The sequence below is a fragment of the Siphonobacter sp. SORGH_AS_0500 genome, assembly GCF_031453245.1.
Lineage (GTDB): Bacteria > Bacteroidota > Bacteroidia > Cytophagales > Spirosomataceae > Siphonobacter.
Genome location: NZ_JAVIYT010000005.1, coordinates 1 through 14803 on the forward strand (window position 1 = coordinate 1; position 14803 = coordinate 14803).

The 14803-nt window shown below is 47.5% G+C and carries 8 protein-coding genes; 5 read left to right on the forward strand and 3 right to left on the reverse strand.

All coding sequences use genetic code 11. From position 1 onward, the window contains the following. The first annotated feature begins 55 nt into the window (after positions 1–55). Both QE357_RS21095 and QE357_RS21100 read left to right on the forward strand, forming a co-directional pair. Entirely contained in the window at positions 56–2938 is a 2883-nt protein-coding gene (locus QE357_RS21095) for a SusC/RagA family TonB-linked outer membrane protein (RefSeq protein ID WP_309712034.1), read from the forward strand. Between the two features lie 12 nt (positions 2939–2950). Then, on the forward strand, positions 2951–4642 hold the full coding sequence (locus tag QE357_RS21100; protein ID WP_309712037.1) for a RagB/SusD family nutrient uptake outer membrane protein: 1692 nt from the start codon (positions 2951–2953) through the stop codon (positions 4640–4642). Between the two features lie 438 nt (positions 4643–5080). On the opposite strand, the gene QE357_RS21105 is transcribed toward QE357_RS21100, so the two are convergent. The 3 genes from QE357_RS21105 to QE357_RS21115 are packed head-to-tail and all read right to left on the reverse strand — an operon-like array spanning position 5081 to position 7515. Further along, a complete protein-coding gene (locus tag QE357_RS21105) occupies positions 5081–5620 on the reverse strand; it encodes a hypothetical protein (protein WP_307140595.1) in 540 nt (179 codons plus the stop codon). 10 nt (positions 5621–5630) lie between these two features. Further along, positions 5631–6095: a sigma-70 family RNA polymerase sigma factor gene (locus tag QE357_RS21110; RefSeq protein WP_309712044.1), complete on the reverse strand. Its 465-nt coding sequence runs from the start codon at positions 6093–6095 to the stop codon at positions 5631–5633. A 1-nt stretch (position 6096) separates the two neighbouring features. After that, positions 6097–7515 (reverse strand): serine hydrolase domain-containing protein, encoded by a 1419-nt coding sequence (locus tag QE357_RS21115; RefSeq protein ID WP_309712047.1) that lies wholly within the window; start codon positions 7513–7515, stop codon positions 6097–6099. 629 nt (positions 7516–8144) lie between these two features. Here QE357_RS21115 and QE357_RS21120 point away from each other — a divergent pair. From QE357_RS21120 to QE357_RS21130, 3 genes are all read left to right on the forward strand, one after another. Continuing rightward, entirely contained in the window at positions 8145–10283 is a 2139-nt protein-coding gene (locus QE357_RS21120; RefSeq protein WP_309712050.1) for a PQQ-binding-like beta-propeller repeat protein, read from the forward strand. Between the two features lie 276 nt (positions 10284–10559). Further along, a complete protein-coding gene (locus QE357_RS21125) occupies positions 10560–11573 on the forward strand; it encodes a glycoside hydrolase family 5 protein (protein ID WP_309712053.1) in 1014 nt (337 codons plus the stop codon). Between the two features lie 44 nt (positions 11574–11617). Continuing rightward, positions 11618–14803 (forward strand): TonB-dependent receptor, encoded by a 3186-nt coding sequence (locus tag QE357_RS21130; RefSeq protein ID WP_309712056.1) that lies wholly within the window; start codon positions 11618–11620, stop codon positions 14801–14803.

The following is a 14803-nucleotide window of genomic DNA, read 5'->3' on the forward strand; positions in this document are numbered from 1 at the left end:
AGGGCTACTATTGCCCGCACTATTGGTAAGTTTTTCACTCCTGGCCGCCGCCCCTATGGCCGTAACCGTTACGGGCAAAGTGCTCAGTAATACGGGCGGTGCCATGCCCGGCGTATCCATTCAGGAACAAGGAACCAGCAACGGTACCCTTACCGATGCCGAGGGTAACTATAGAATTACCGTAAAAGGGCCTGAAACCGTACTAACGTATACGTATATAGGTTACACGAAGAAAGAGGTAACCGTCGGCAATCAACTAGTCATTAACGTGACCCTGGAAGAAACGGCCAGTTCTTTACAGGAAGTCGTTGTAGTAGGGTATGGTACGCTGGACAAGAAGGAAGTAACCAGTGCCATTACCCACGTATCGGGTAAAGATTTATTAACCGTTGGCGTAACCAACCCTATTGCTGCCTTGCAGGGAAAAGTTTCCGGACTCACCATTACCAATACGGGCGGTGGCGATCCTAACTCCATGCCCAGTATTCAGCTGCGGGGCGTATCTTCGCGGGATGCGGGTTTAGGGCCACTGGTGGTTGTAAACGGCGTACCCGGTGGTGTTCTGGAAAACATCAACCAAAATGACATTGAGTCCATTGACGTACTCAAAGGCGGAGCGGCTTCGGCTATTTATGGCACTCGCGGTAGTAACGGGGTAATCATCATTACCACTAAAAAAGGCTCGCAGGGTTCCCGCGTGGATTACAACGGGTACGGAGCTTTTGACTTTGCGGCCATGCCCCTGAAAACACTTTCGGCGTCGGAATTCCTGGCTCAAAACCGGGGCACTGACTTTGGAGCTCAAACCGACTGGCTTAAAGCCATTACCCGGCCCTCGGCGTTTTCGCATAAACACAGCTTATCCTTTTCCGGGGGCGATGCCCGCAATAACTACCGGGCTACGGCGGACTACCGCGATGCCCAGGGTCTGGATCTACGGTCGGGTCGTCAGGAATACGGTGCTCGTTTGATGCTGAATCATACCTCTGCCAATAACTTATATACCCTGAGTCTGAACGTGGCCCCCCGTTACTTTAGAAGTAACAACGCCGATTATGACTCTTTTGACCAGGCCTTAACGCTCAATCCAACCCTACCCATTTTTGATCCCCAGAATCCCACCCGTTACAACCGGATTCAATCCGGTTTCTCCTCGCCCTTTAACCCTGTAGAACGGTTACGGACGGAAGAAAGCGGAACGGAAGGCAAGATTCTGGACTACAACGCCAGTGTGCTCGTCAATCTGTTACCAACCCTGACGACTCAACTGACGTACGGACAATTTACCCGCGATTACTTTGATTTCTTTTTCCGTCCTTCTACGTCTACCTACGCCGCTCAGTATCAGGGTAGCATGAACTCAGCAAGCCGAGCTTACAACAAGTACGACCAGCGAAGTCTGGAGTGGGTGGGTAACTATTCGTTAACGAAAGGAGTCCACGATGTGAAGGTGCTGGGTGGCTATTCCTACCAGTACTTCCAAAACTCTGGACTTTCGGCGGATAACCGACAGATGCCTTCCGATGCCCTCACCTACAACAACATCGGAACGGGCCTGTATCAGCAGGTGGCGGGACGCAATGGCATGGGTACGTACAAGAATGATTCCCGTCTGATTGCCTTCTTTGGCCGGATTAACTACGCTCTTCAGGACAAGTACCTGTTCTCGGCCAGTTTGCGGCGGGAGGGTTCTTCCAAGTTTGGGTATAACCACAAGTGGGGTAATTTCCCAGCCGCATCCGTAGGCTGGCGACTGAGTCAGGAAACGTTCATGAAATCATTAACGTGGATTGATGATCTGAAACTTCGGGCCGATTACGGCGTAACAGGTAACCAGGATTTCGGTAACTATTTATCCCTGGATACCTACAGTGGGTACGGGTATTACCCGCTTAACGGCAACCAGTACCAGGTATGGGGACCAAGTCAGAATACCAACTATGATTTACGCTGGGAAACGGCAGAGAACCTGAACTTCGGGATTGACTTCTCAATCTTTAAAGAAGTATTCTCGGGAAGTATTAACTATTACACCCGAAAAAATAAAGACTTGCTGGGTTCGTATTCCGTGCCTTTACCACCAAACATTCAGGGTTCTACCTATGCTAACGTAGGAAGCATGCAAAACTCAGGAATTGAGTTACAACTGAACGCCCGGATCGTCTCTACGCCTTCGTTTACCTACAACATCGCTTTCGCAGGAGCGACCAATAGTAACAAATTCGTTTCGTTCTCCAACAATGCCTATCAGGGACAAACCTTCCTTGACGTCGTAGGTTTACCCAGCCCCGGCTCGCCCGGAACGGCTCAGCGTTTACAGGAAGGCCAGCGGATTGGTACGTTTTACATGCTTCACGCAGCTGGTGTAGCGGAAGATGGCCGCTTGCTGGTGTACAACAAGAACAATGAAGTCATCCCGGCTAATCAGGCTAATAATGATGACAAACGCGTCGTTGGCAATGGCTTACCGAAAGCGACCTTAAGCCTTAACAACTCGTTTACGTACAAAAACTGGGATGCTTCGGTCTTTTTCAGAGCCATTTTAGGGTATAAAATTTTCAATACCCAGGCGTTTTATACCGGTACGCCCAGTACGCAATCCAACGCAAACGTGTTAACCTCCGCGTACGGCGAGGGTAAGTACGCGAAGTTAACCAACCAGGCCACTACGGTCATTTTATCGGATTATTTCCTGGAAAACGGATCATTCCTCAAGCTCGATAATGTGACGCTGGGTTATTCCCCTAAAGTCAATCTGAAGGCAATCCGCTCCGTACGTATCTATGCAGCAGCCCGCAACCTGTTGACGATTACTTCCTTCACCGGAGGAGATCCCGATCGTTACCCCGTGAATGGCCTGTATCCCGGTATCAACAGTTCGCGTTCCTATTATCCCACGACTACCCAGGTGCTGGCCGGAATCCAGTTGGGCTTATAACCTCTACTCTCTATGAAAAAGATATTTTCCTGTTTATTACTCACGAGTCTGCTCAGCAGTTGTACGGATCTGGACGAGACGCTGTATGACCGCATTACCTCCGAGAACTTTCTGCAAACGAAAGAAGACGTGTATCGCACCTTCCTCAGAACGTTTGAACACGGCTACTGGACGGTTCAGGGCGATCAATTCATCATGCAGGAATTACCAGCCGATCAGTTCATGACGCCCAACCGGGAAGGCGACTGGTACGACGGCGGACAGTACATCCGGGCACACCAGCACACCTGGACTTCGCAGGATGGTTATTGCAGTAACGCCTGGAATAACCTGTACACGGGTATAGCCCTGGCCACTAACTCCCTACAGGATATTGAAGGAATTGATCCGGCGGCTTTTGGTCTGACTACTGCCGAACAAAAGCAGTTTATTGCCGAGCTAAGAACCATGCGGGCCTGGTATTACCTCCGCGTGTACGACTTCTACCGGAATGTTGAAATCATCACCCGAGTAAAAGGCGAAACCCAGGGTACTACACAATCCACGCCCTTGGAAACGTTCCGTTTCATCGAAACCGAACTCAAAGAAGCTTTACCTGATCTGGCGGCCAAGGGCGACGCGGGCACTGAACAATTTCAGGGCCGCTGGACGAAGGCGGGTGCCATGACCCTGCTGGCTCGTCTGTATATCAATGCCAAAGTGTACATTAACGAAGATCGGTTTGCCGACTGTGCCACCATTTGCCAGGACATTATGGACGGCAAATACGGAAGTTACCGCATTGAAGATCGCTGGGATGCTCCCTTCGACTGGAATAACGATCAATCAGCCGAAACGATTTTTGCCTTTCCGGGTACGTTTGGTCGGTCGCACTGGCAGTATGAAGGCGGCATGTACTGGTGGATGATGCCTTACAATGCTCCTCAGACTTACCTCGGCTTTACTGACTGGGGTGGCAGCAACCCCCGTTTCTCCCTGCAACCCGGCCGTAACGTCGATAACGTAGAATATACCCATACGCTCGGTAAGCCCTTCATCAAATTTCAGAAATACAGCGATGACGTGCGATTGAAGAAATACCGAAATCTGGGGAATAACAGTCGGGAGGGTATGTTCCTGTACGGATACCTGACCTACAATAACAACCGGGATACTTTAGCCAGCACCCGGGGATATAAACTTTACATTCGGGATCAGGTAGGCTGGTTTAAAAATACGCCTCCCAATCAGGTTCCTGCGGATAAAGAATCCAACATGAATCACGCCGATCAGAACTCAGGGGTTTATATGCTGAAGTATCCCTTTTATCGCACGGAAGACGAGCATAAAATTGAAGCTGATTACGCAGAGATTCGTTTAGCCGAGGTCTATTATACCCTAGCGGAATGTGAATTCAGAAAGGGTAACAAAGCCAAAGCAGCGGAAATCCTTAACCGCGTTCGCAAACGCTATTACCCAGCAGGCTCACCGAGTTTGTATCCCGCCAATGGCAGTACACTCTCCGAGCAGGAGTTACTCGATGAATGGGGCCGGGAGTTCCTGGGTGAAGGCCGCCGCCGTACGGATCTGATTCGCTTTAACCAATTTAATTCTGGAACCTGGTGGGATAAGCAGCCCGATGCCGACACGCACACGAATATTTTCCCCATCGGCTTTAACGTCCTAAACGTTTCGCCTCAGTTGAAGCAGAATCCAGGGTATTGATTTAACCAGTAAATTTTCCAGGCATCCCGCATGAACCTTCACGCGGGATGCCTTTTTTGTTAAGGGCTGTTGGTTTAAAGTCAAAGGGAGTAGGCCTCTGGCCGAGGTTAGTAGGGATATTTTGTTTGGAAAAGGTGTGCTCTGATCATCTCTACTGGTTCGAATCCTACCGGCCAGAGGCCTGGAGCTAGGTGGTCACTCGGCAAAGCCGAGCGACTGCGGGTGGATTTCGACCACTGCAATTTATTAACAGCAAACGTCGTAGGTAGCAAAACGGAATCATTCATACGGCTACGGCCCCCTATGACTCCCCCGCAATAAATTTCTTAATAATCTTATGTTCAAGTATTTAACAAGAGTTCATGAAACTTTTGTATACAATATACCATACCCCAAATAGCTGAGATGCTTGAACTCAGTAAGCCTATTGTCTTATATTTAGGATTGCCAATTTTCGATACAATCACCTATTTTTTTTATTCTGGCCAACCATATCTTATAATTTATATAAGCCTGAGTGGCGACGAGTAAAACCAAGCCAACAAGCATCCAGTTTTTCTTAATATCGAGCTCAACGGAGGAAACAAAGAAAATTAGGAGACAAATCAATGAGACCGTCCGTGTAAGCAAAGATATCATAGCGTATCCTTTAAGTTTTTTGTGATAGTTAGTCATCGACTGCAAAATACTTTCTCCTGATACAATGTTTTTTGCGGCCAAGTAACCCATCAAGCTATGAATGATGACCATGAGAAAAGATCCGATCAGTAACCAATTGGCGTATAACGGTTTTTTGTCCCCATCAAACATCGTATAGTAAACAGCAAGAAATACGAGATACGACACCATTTCTATGACAAGCCGCAGTCTGATCGCATTTAACTGGTTATTCCCTTTTTTTATCATGGGCTGCTCTTTCATGCCAGCATTTTCTGGCTTAATACTTTTCCAATCGTTTTTCAGTTCATCAATATTCATTTTGCTGGATTTAATGTTTTTTTAGCCTGGATCTAATTCTTCCCATCTTGACAGCAATGTGGTTCTCGCTCAATCCCGTTATTTCTGCCATCTCGCGATAGTCAAAGTCTTCGAAATACAAGGCGAGTAATGCCCTGTCTCCTTCATTTAGCGTTTTTAGTATGGCAAACAGTTGCTGCTCTCGTTCCCGATTTTCACAATCAATGTTACTGTCTTCTTGGTCCGGTAATCGCTCGGTGAATGATAAAATTATATGCTTCTTTCGATAGCAGGCCATTGCGGTGTTAAGTGCGATTTTATATATCCAAGTACTTTGCTTGGACTTTCCCTCGAATTTTGGGAAAGACAGCCATAACTGTAAAACGATCTCTTGAAAAAGATCCTCTCTGTCCTCGGGGCTGTCCCGGTAAAGGCGTGACACCTTATGAATGGTGGCCTTATGCATGGTGATCATCTCCAAAAACTGTTTTTCCATCCTATCTGGTTTTAACAAAAAGAATTGATTGTCCCTTTAGGCTGGCTTTGAGGCTTTTAATGGTGCCATCTAAATCTTTTTCAAATGCAATCTGCACAGGCACCTTTTTCCCAAAAAAAACAGAGCTATCCGAGGGATACAATTCGAAAAATGGATTTTGACCCATTTTAGCATAGAGCTGCCCTCCTTTAAAAAAAATCGCTAGTTGGTGGCCATTGTCTGCGGTATAGGTTCCTTGGAATTTGCCAAATTGCGATGCCTCCATTACTATAGGTGTATGTACAACCGGCATATCAAACCTGTCTCCGAAAACGATGCTTTCAATGCTGGCCTGCATTTCCCCGACGGGCAATGTGGAAATATTACTCAGGATTACTACTGAAATATTTGCATTTGGATAGTAGCCCGAAATAGCAGAACATCCATAAGTCCCGCCACCAGTAAAATTGAAATCCCTTTCTCGGTTTGAAGATTGCCTAAGAAACCAGCCATAGCCATAAGGTTCGTTACGTCCATTAATCGGTTGTGAATTTTGAATGGTGAACAGCTGATCTGTAACTGTTTTATTGAAATGCCCGGTTCCATTTAGATTATTGTTCCATTTTAATAGATCGCTTGCGGTTGAATACAGTTTACCCGATCCTTTCATTAAAGCAAAGTCCCGCTGTGGTGCTGCGATCAGTCGATCTGCCAGTTGATGATATGGAGAAACCATTCCATTGATGAGGGCCGTTGCCGTGTTTTCTCCTGTGTGATCCATATGTAATGGAGCGGTAATCTTCTCCCTTAGGATGGCACCATAGCTTTTATGGTAAATCTTTTCCAGAATACTTGCCAGAATAAAGTATCCAGGACTGGAATAGTGCGTCTTTGTCCCTGGAACAGACCGTAGTTTCAATTTAAATATCTCGTCCGTGGCCTGCCGGTCCGAGAGTGGAATAAACGAAATTTTCTCCCAGTAATCTGCTATCCCTTCATTATGGGGAAGGCCGGAAGTGTGAGTCAGCAATTGCCTGATCGTTATTTTGCCCCAATCTGATTGGCCCAGTTGGGGGTAATATTTACTGAGTTGATCGCCCAGTGCTAACTTGTGCTCTTCGGCAGCCAATACAACCAACATAGCAGTAAACTGCTTAGTAATGGATGCTATCCGAAAAACAGGATCCGAAGAAAGCGGTACGTCAAGCTCCAATGACGCTTTTCCTAGAGACTGTCGATAGATTATACTATCATTCCTGGCAATCATGACTGTACCGTTAAAGCCGATGGATTGCTGCTGCACGCTCAAATAACGGTCAATTAGGTCTGCCTGCTCCTTTTGCATCTGGGCTAGGGATCTTATCGGAAAGCCTGATGCACCAATAAAAACGAGTATAAAAATTTGTAGTCTGAACATCTTTTCCTGGTTAATCTTCACCATTAGTAGCGATTTATTGAAAAAGATGACAGGTCTAAAGAAATAGTTGATTGCTGGATACCAATAGTACTGGACTTATACGATCTAATGAAACTTGCTCATCTGATGCTGGATTTAACTTAAGTTGAAGCTTAGATATCGCCCAATCGGTCATTGAGAGCGAAGCGAAGAACCTTACTTAGATTCCCAACTCATTTCTCATACACCATTAGCAACTAGCTCGGTAGAAAGCTCACCACCTTTTCAGTAAGGTCTATTCCTTTCTTTAGGGAACTAGTCTATCATCGATTCGAAACAGAAGCCAACGGTCTCGTAAATAGTGGAGGTTAATCCAAAAGGAAACCAGGTTTGTTTTGTAAGGCATAGCCAGACAAGCTTTTTCGAGCTTAATTTGAAAACAGAATCACTAGAAATACTGCAAAGGCAAAAAATATTAATTAACATAAACTTCTAATTATCAATAATTTACGAATTATAAAAATTGAATAATAAGAGTAATAAATAAAATTATTTTTACACATTTAAGAAATAAGTCTACATTTGGTGTACGTACACTATTGGGGTGAAGCATTACCGCTTAGCTCAGGGTGTTTCCTAACGGGCGAATACTTATCCTCTTATACACTAAACCTATGTTTCAAAGGTTAACGGCTAACCTAAATCAGTTTTCGGGAGTGAAACATCCGTGGCTATTGGCGGCAACGCTACTAGTGATGGCTTGTCAGCAGTCCAGTCGCCCTTCGCGTACGCCAGTCCAGATCGACTGGGCGGTAACGGGGGGCGACGAAGGGGTTACCCGTTTCTCACAAGCAGAGGAAATCACGAAAGAGAATGTCTCGAAGCTGAAAGTCGCCTGGGAGTACCATTCGGGAAACACGAAGGGAAACATCCAGATGAATCCGCTGATTGTGGATGGCATCATGTACATCACCAGTCCGGCCCACGAGATCATCGCAGTCAATGCCCGCAATGGCCAGGAAATTTGGCGGCATAACCCCGCCCGCCAGGGGGAGCGACTGGGTGGGATCAACCGGGGAATTGCCTTCTGGAAAGACGAAGCCGACCAGCGAATTTTATGGACTGCCAATAACTACCTGCTGGCCATTGATGCCCGCACGGGTAAGGCCATTGAATCATTTGGTAAAAACGGTCGGGTGGATCTTAATGAAGGGTTGGTTCGTCCAGCCTCTGAAATGAAAATTACGGCCCCGGCTTCGCCCGTGGTCTATAAGAATACGGTTATCGTGGGTTGCATGAGCTGGAGTGCTCCAGCTAACGTCAGCGGCTTTGATATCAAAACGGGCCGACGGGTCTGGCTTTTTAACACCATCCCTCAACCCGGTGAAGCGGGGTATGATACCTGGGGTGACACCGAATTCTGGCGGGATGGAGCGGGTGTTAACGTATGGGGTGGCTTATCAGTAGACACGCAACTTGGCATGGTCTATTTTGCAACGGGACAACCCAAAAATGACTTTTACCGTCCCGGCAAACCTGGCTCGCAATTGTACGGAAATAGCATCGTCGCTTTGGATGCCGCTACGGGGAAACATGCCTGGCATTATCAGGTCATTCACCGGGATTTATGGGATCTGGATTTACCCTGTGCCCCGATATTAGCTGATTTTGTGCACGAGGGAAAGAAAGTAGCGGGCGTTGTTCAGCTAACCAAAACGGGCAATATCTTTTTATTCAATCGGCAGACCGGAGAGCTACTCTCCAAAGTCGAAGAGCGGCCCGTTCCGCCTTCGCAGCTTCTCGGAGAAAATGCGTATCCTACACAGCCTTATGTACAATGGCCGGAATCCTTTTCCCGGCAAGTAGTGACTGAAAAAGACCTGACGAATCGCACGCCGGAAGCTCATGCGGATGCCCTGGCTCGTTTTCGGTCGGCGGATACGGGCTGGTACGTGCCCCCCACGCAGAAAGGAGTCATTTATTATGGCATCCACGGCGGAGCCGAATGGAGCGGGGGAGCCTATGACCCCACCACGGGTAATTTATACGTGAATGCCAATGAGTTAGCCTGGCACATTACGATGATTGATATTAATGCCAAAGACAAGAACGCCAAGAGCATAGCCCAGCATCCGGGCCGACGGGTATATCTGGAAAAAGGGTGTGTGGGTTGTCACGGCTCGGAGCGGCAGGGCAACGGCGGGATTCCGGCCCTGACTCATTTATCGAAGAAATTCAAAAAACCGGATGTCGTTCAGATCGTCAAAAATGGTCGGGGAGCCATGCCCGCCTTTTCCCAAATTTCAGAAGACGAAGTGCAGGCATTAGCCGAATTTTTACTGGATATGGAAAGCCATACGGAGGTAAAAGACAAAAACTTGCCCCCCGTCTATCGGGCCATGAATTATACGAAATTCTTAGATCAGGAGAATTACCCGGCCACAAAAGCTCCCTGGGGAACACTGAATGCCATTAACCTGCATTCCGGAAAACTAGTCTGGAAAAAACCGTTGGGCGAATATCCAGAACTAACCGCTAAGGGCGTACCCGTAACTGGCCGGGAAAACTTCGGCGGCTGCATTGTCACCAAAGGAGGCTTAGTATTCATTGCTGCTACGGGCGATGAAAAAATTCGGGCGTTTGATAAAGACACGGGCGAAAAACTCTGGGAAGCCGCTCTGCCTTTCGGAGGGTATGCCACCCCCAGTACCTATACCATTCAGGGCAAACAGTACCTGGTTATTGCGGCCACAGGTGGTGGAAAACTAGGGACAAAAACCGGGGACTCATACGTAGCTTTTGCTCTGGAATAGGGCCAGGGCATAAGTATAACTTTTTGAATAAATAACTGTAAGAAAGTTTGTTAAAGTCCAACAATTAGGTTACATTTGAATATAGATAGTTAACGTACACTATTTTAATTATCTCGTTCAACCATTTGCTATTTGTCCCTTTTAAGGGCAGGTACCTTCCAAGTCCTGTATTGCTTTTGTATCGATGCATCCGTTTGATGCAAGCCTATTTTATTAAAAAGCACTTTACGTATATCATGTAGAGTTAGTTGCCTATTGTTACGTATGTATGTTGGTATGAAGAAACGCTTTACCGCCGTTTCCCTGGGAATCCTATGGCTATTTTCGCCGAGCTTGTACGCTCAGAAACTACCTTTCGGGATTAATCTGGCCGGAGCCGATTTTGGTTCGAGCATGCCCGGTGTCTATGAAAAGGATTATGCTTATCCGGAAAAAAAAGAGCTGGATTATTACCATCAGCATCAGTTGAAGTTGATTCGTTTGCCTTTCCGCTGGGAGCGAATTCAACCGCAACTCTACGGGGAACTGGATGCCGCAGAGTTGACCCGTATGAAGAACGTGGTGCGTGAGGCTGAAAAAATGGGCATGCCCGTCATTCTGGATATGCATAATTACTGCCGACGATACGATCAGCATACAGAGCATTTGCTGGGGTCAGAGGAGCTACCGGTAAAAGCTCTTGGCGATGCCTGGGGGCGATTAGCCAAAGCCATGAAAGGATTTACGAACCTGTATGGCTACGGACTCATGAACGAACCTCATGATTTATTGCCCGGAACTAGTTGGTTTACCATGGCTCAGCAGGCGATTCAGGCCATTAGAAAAGTAGACTCTCAAACGAGTATTCTGGTGGCAGGTAATAGCTGGAGTTCGGCGGAACGCTGGCCTTCCGCTAGTGATTCGCTGAAGTATCTGAAAGACCCCTCCCGTAAACTCATTTTTGAAGCTCACCTCTACTTCGATAAAAATGGTTCAGGAATGTATAAACATACTTACGAAGAAGAAAAAGCGACGGAAGATACGGGCATTAACCGGGTAAAACCTTTTGTAACCTGGCTGAAAAAGAATGACTTGAAAGGATTCATTGGCGAGTATGGCGTTCCCGACAACGACCCTCGCTGGCTGGTCGTGCTGGATCGGTTTCTAAATTATATTCAAAAAGAAGGCATCAACGGAACTTACTGGGCGGGTGGCTCCCGCTGGGGAGATTATACCCTCGCCGTCAGTCCAGTACAGGGGACAGAACGGCCTCAGATGAAAGTGCTGCAAGCGTACCCTTCAACCGATTAATTAAAAATATCCCTCTAAACCTTTTTACTATAAAATCTAATACAATGAAGCAACACTATCTATGGTTAGTGGCTGTACTCTTTCTATGTCCGGCGGTTTGGGCTCAGAACGTCACCGTCAAAGGAAAGGTAACGGCTAAGGAAAGCGGAGAACCGCTGCCGGGCGTAAGCATTCTGGTGAAAGGAACGACTTCGGGCACGGTCACTAATAACGAGGGTAATTATACGTTATCCGTTCCTTCCTCCACTCCCGTGCTGATTTTTTCCTTTGTTGGCTATTCTCCTCAGGAAGTATTACTGGCGGGTCGAAGCGTGCTGGATGTTTCGCTGGAATCAAATGATAAAAAACTGGATGAGGTCGTGGTCATTGGATACGGAACGGTAGCCAAGCGGGACCTGACGGGATCCGTTACCACCGTGAAGGGAACGGATTTACTTCGTAACGTTCCCACCAGCATCAACCAGAGTTTACAGGGACAGATTGCCGGGGTTAACGTCAATAAAGGGGACGGAGCCCCCGGAGGTGGCATCAGCATGACGATTCGGGGAGCGAACTCTTTTACGGGAAGTGAGCCTCTGTACGTTATTGATGGGATTCCCTTTACTTCGGCAGCTACCCCCGCCGGAGCCGAAGGCAGCATGCAGACCATTAACTTTCTGGCCAACATGAATCCGCAGGATATTGAGAGTATTGAGGTACTCAAAGATGCTTCGGCTACGGCCATTTATGGTTCGCGGGGAGCGAACGGCGTGGTGCTGATTACGACCAAGAAAGGAAAAGCGGGCAAAGACCGGGTGGAGTTTACCACCAACCTGAGTGTGGGTAAGGTATCCAAAACAATCCCCATGCTTAATGCCTATCAATACGCTCTATTTCAAAATGAAGCGTATGCCAATGCGGCTAAATACATCGGCACGACCCTGGAAGTTCCTTTTCCGGGACGGGTGGGGGTTGATCCGGTGCTAGGCGGAAATACCTACCTGCCAGGACCTGAAGATTACCGCAATGGACTGCCCGAGGGCTCGCAGTATCCCGCCGGTTTTAAGGGTACTAACTGGCAAAATGAAATATTTAGACCCGCCGTTACGCAGGATTATACGCTGTCCGTCTCGGGTGGTAATGAGCGGGGAACCTATCTGATTTCAGGGAACTACCTGGATCAGCAGGGGATCATCCTTAACTCCGGCTTCAAACGTTACAGTTTACAATTTAACCTGGATCGGAAGATTGGTAAGCTGTTACAAATTGGCACCAACAATAACATCGCTTATACCACCTATCAGATGGGCAAAACGAATACCTCGGGTGCTCAGCCCAGTCTGATTAGCTCCACGATTTTCTTCCCGCCTACCTATCCGGTGGACGATCCGAATTCGGCCTTTCGGGAATCACTCATCAACACCTCAAATCTGGCTAACCCCTACAAAACCACGCAGTCGGCTCGCGACATGACGTACGCAACCCGCGTGTACACAACCGCGTACGCTCAACTGAACTTCACACCTGCTCTGAATTTTCGTCAGCGGATGGGTTATAACTTCAACCTCAACTCACGGGAGATTTATTACGGTCGTGACCTGAATGAAGGCAGAACTCCTACGAACGGATATGGGATGGTAGCTGATAACAGCAATGGTCAGTTGACGATGGAATCCATTCTTTCCTACAACCAGACCTTTGCTAAAAAACACACGATTAATGCCGTGGCGGCTTATACGTTTGAAAGAGGCGTTTCGGAGTATCAAACCATGTCGGCAACGGGATTTCCAACGGACATTACCCGCAACTTTAACCTGAGAGCGGGTTTGAGACCTTCCCCTCTGCAAAATGGCCGCAGCGATAACTCTCTGATGTCCATGCTGGGCCGGGTGAATTATAGCTATGATGGTAAATACTTGTTCACAGCCTCCTTCCGTCGTGATGGGTCGAGTAAGTTCGCGACCCGGAATAAGTGGGCCAATTTTGCCTCGGTTGCTCTGGCCTGGAATGCGGGCGAAGAAGAATTCATCAAAAACCTGAATGCTTTCTCTACCCTGAAAATCAGAAGTAGTCTGGGACAAACGGGTAACCAGGGCATTGCTCCCTACGGTAGTCTGTATACAACCACCATCGCGAACGTGCCCATTAACGGCGTGGAACAAAGCGGTTATGCCGTAGACAATGGCAGAGGATTGGTAGATCCTAACATTCGTTGGGAGACCACCACGCAGGTGGATTTGGGAGCGGATTTTGGATTCATGAATAATCGACTCAACGTTACGGTTGACTTGTATAAAAAACGCACCCGCGATTTATTACAAACGATTCAGATCGCTCCGAGTAATGGCTTTAATACCATGTTGACTAACTACGGCAGCGTGGAAAACAAAGGGCTCGAAATCAGTGCTACGGGTACGCTCTTACAAAAGGGGACCTTCAAATGGGATCTTAATGCCAATATTTCCTTCAACCGTAATAAAATTATGGACTTACCCGCCGATCAGTTTGCTCAGCGGTTGTATTACTCCTACGATAACATTTTTATTCAGCGAAACGGATATGCCATCGGTACGATTTATGGATTGGTGGAAGACGGATATTATGACGACATAGCCGAAGTAAAAGCTGACCCGCAGTTCGCCAACTGGAATGAAACCCAGCTTCGCTCCAAACTGGGTGAAATCAAGTATAAAAACATGGATAACAATCCGGCTAGTATCAGTGAAAGCACGGATCGAACCATCATTGGCAGCACGAACCCCAACTATACGTACGGGTTTACCAATAACTTTTTCTATAAAGGGTTCAGCCTGAGTATTTTCTTCCAGGGTGTACAGGGAGGAAGCATTGTGAATACGAACCTGCTGAAAGTTCGGATGAACCAGTTGGGCAATACGCCGCAATGGGCTTACGATACCCGTTGGACGGAAGAAAACAAAGCCAACGCCAAATGGCCCCGGGCCGATGCTTCGCAGGTGCGGGTCATGTTGTTCTCGGATCGTTACCTGGAAGACGCTTCGTACTTACGTCTGAAAACGGTGAACCTGGGTTATACCTTCCGCACGCCCGTAAAATCGGTAGAATCCATTAACGTCTACGCCAGTCTGGGTAACGTGTGGACGCTTTCGAAGTATAGCTGGTACGATCCTGACGTGAATTCCTTCGGTGGAGATGCCTCTCGTCGCGGCGTTGATATGAATTCCTATCCCAACAATCGAACCATTACGCTGGGCTTTAAAGCGGCCTTCTAA